The organism is Mesorhizobium sp. M4B.F.Ca.ET.089.01.1.1 (assembly GCF_004022605.1).
In the GTDB taxonomy this organism is placed as follows: Bacteria; Pseudomonadota; Alphaproteobacteria; order Rhizobiales; family Rhizobiaceae; genus Mesorhizobium; species Mesorhizobium abyssinicae.
On sequence record NZ_RZOS01000952.1, the window covers coordinates 1 to 962 of the forward strand.

Here is a 962-nt window from a genome sequence, read left to right on the forward strand (position 1 = left end):
GTTCTGAAAGAGATGGTTCCAGTCTCCCCGCAGCCGCGCCAGATCCTCGCGGCTGCTGATGCGCTCGCCGTTCTCGTTCTCGACGGCGAGCTCGCCGCCGCGCGACACATAATTCAGCATCGCCCCTACCCTCGCGCCGGCGCCATAGGATGCCATTTTGACAACCGCGGGCTGGCTGCCCAGGGCTACCGCCGCCAGCCGCGCTTCAATGGGACGGGACGCATCTGCTGCGCGCGTCTCGGCCGCAAAGATCGGCCTGGCGGCCGCCCGTTGCATTTTCGGCTGGCTGCCACTGCCGCCACCAACACTGCCGCCCAGCTCGGCCCGGGCCTTCAGCCGCCGCCGCATTTCTTCCTCGGCCGACCTCCGCTTTCCACCAAGCGACAATTCATGCAGCAACGCCGCGCGCCGCTGCTCCCATTCGCTGGTGAAGGCGCCGAAGAAGATTTCCACCGCTTAATCCTCCCCTCGCCGCTTATGGCCGGCACGTCTCGATAGCGATCGCAACTCCGTCAAAACGGCCGCTTGGACGCGCTGCACGTTGCCAAGATTGATGTCGAGCTCGCTCGGGTGAATGCTCTTGCCGCTGTTTATCGATCGCGCCACCTGGTTCAGGTTCACGCCGATCGCGCGCATGTCCTCCAGCAGCAGCGCCATCACGAGGCGGTCTTCCTTAGTCAGGAATGGCCGAGCGCCCGCTCCCTCGAGGATTAGCGACCGGAAAAATCCCGAAACCGTCATGTCGGCCGCCTTCGCGGCCTTTTCGATCGCTGCATATTCGTCCGCGCTGACGCGGGCATGCACCATTCGGCCCTTCCGGTCCGGCTCGAGCGGGACCTCGAATTTCGCGTCGTCCATTGGCCTTGGCCCCCTCTCACTGGCGCTTGCGGCAGGCATCGAGGGCTTGTCCCTCGATCGTCGGGAAAAATGTCGCACATTTTTCCGTATCCACCATCAATAGG

The 962-nt window shown here is 64.0% G+C and carries 1 protein-coding gene and 1 pseudogene; both read right to left on the minus strand.

Going from position 1 to position 962, the window contains the following annotated elements; genetic code table 11:
* Positions 1 to 453, minus strand: a pseudogene (locus EN780_RS35285) (conjugal transfer protein TraA); the annotation flags it as partial.
* Between the two features lie 3 nt (positions 454 to 456).
* Positions 457 to 858 carry a MobC family plasmid mobilization relaxosome protein gene (locus EN780_RS35290; protein ID WP_128276541.1) on the minus strand — a complete coding sequence of 134 codons (402 nt, stop codon included), beginning with the start codon at positions 856 to 858 and terminating at the stop codon, positions 457 to 459.
* Between the last annotated feature and the right edge of the window lie 104 nt (positions 859 to 962).

What these genes read in the sequence shown, in the direction of transcription:
- EN780_RS35290 (WP_128276541.1), bottom strand. Translation starts at nt 858, where the DNA reads ATGGACGACGCGAAATTCGAGGTCCCGCTCGAGCCGGACCGGAAGGGC.